At 39.2% G+C, this 1384-nt stretch carries 1 protein-coding gene; it reads right to left on the bottom strand.

The window, feature by feature from the left end; translation table 11 throughout:
• Window positions 1–274: 274 nt before the first annotated feature.
• Entirely contained in the window at window positions 275–1288 is a 1014-nt protein-coding gene (locus HUZ36_RS21600; protein WP_176033947.1) for an IS110 family transposase, read from the bottom strand.
• Between the last annotated feature and the right edge of the window lie 96 nt (window positions 1289–1384).

The raw sequence follows: 1384 nt of genomic DNA, 5'->3' as shown, positions 1-1384 counted from the left end.
TAATACCATATATGGACTCTCTCCGATTACAAGATAGTAATTGATAGAATTTCAAAGTTCATTGCTGCCATATATTCGGCTTTTTAATGAGCGGATTTATCCGCTCTAGCCCTGATGGATATCCGCCTCTATTCCCTTATCAATCACGACGGCTTCTAACAGCCCTTGGTATTATCAGGTTTTAATAGAGCGGCTCTGAACCGTTTCCCGTCAATGTCTATCTTTGCAATTCTTGCTGGTGAACCTTGTTTAGTTTTGCCAATGAATATCAGCGTTAAGCAAACTTATAGTCTTCTTTCTTTACAACCATCGCCCATGCCATTCTTGCCATCTTATTGGCTAAGGCCACAACGGCTTTATTAAATGGCAGTTGCTTACGTAAATTGTTTGCCCATTCACTCACTTTATCGGTTTTGTTTTCAGCTTTTACTAAGGCTGCTCTTGCGCCATTAATTAGCTGTGTTCTTAAATAAGTATTCCCTCGTTTACTTATCCCTTTTAACTTAGGGTTATCACCCGTTGTATGCTGTTTAGCAACTAAACCAAGCCATGCGGATACATGACGACCATTTTTAAAGTCTTTTCCATCCCCTATTGCACTGTAAAAAGCCGTTGCTATGATAGCCCCTATTCCTGTCATTGTTTTTAACCTTTGGCATACTTCTTTTGTATTGCTAAGTTCACTGATTTCTTTATCCAAAGCATTGACTTGTTTATCCAGCTCGGTCAACTCGTCATACAAACTCGCTATGTGTCTGCGTGATAACACGGTTAGTTTATTGTCTGCATCTTCTAAAATATCAGGTACTGCTTTTCTAACCTGATTTGCCCCTCGGGCGATAATTATGCCGTACTCAGCTAATAGTCCTCGTGTTTGATTTATTATTGCTGTTCTGAATTTTATTCTTCGCTCTCTGATGCGATGCAAAAGTTGAATATCTTGCTGCTCAGTGTTTTTTACAGGTACGAATCGCATATTCGCACGTTGTGATGCTTCAGCTATCGCCTCAGCATCATTAAAGTCATTCTTATTACCTTTTCGGTAAGGAACAACATACTGCGGTGCGATAACTTTAACTTCATGACCATAACTTTCTATGGCATGTGCCCAGTAATTAGTTGAGCCACAAGCTTCCATAACAACAATCGAAGGCTCTAAATTAGCAAAGTACTCTTTGATATTTGCACGTTTAAGTTTTCTCTTTTTTAGAACCTTGCCTAAGTGAGATAACCAAACTAGGTGGAAAATGTTCTTGGCGATATCTAAACCTATTGTTACTTTATTCATGTGACTCTCTCTGCTTTGTTTATGTGAAAACTTACCCCAAACTAATATGGCGCATTATGACGCCGATGGGGAGTGGAGAGAGTCCATTCCATTAAT

Source organism: Pseudoalteromonas sp. McH1-7 (genome assembly GCF_013366255.1).
GTDB classification, from domain to species: domain Bacteria; phylum Pseudomonadota; class Gammaproteobacteria; order Enterobacterales; family Alteromonadaceae; genus Pseudoalteromonas; species Pseudoalteromonas peptidolytica.
This window is presented reverse-complemented; position numbering and strand designations above follow the sequence as displayed.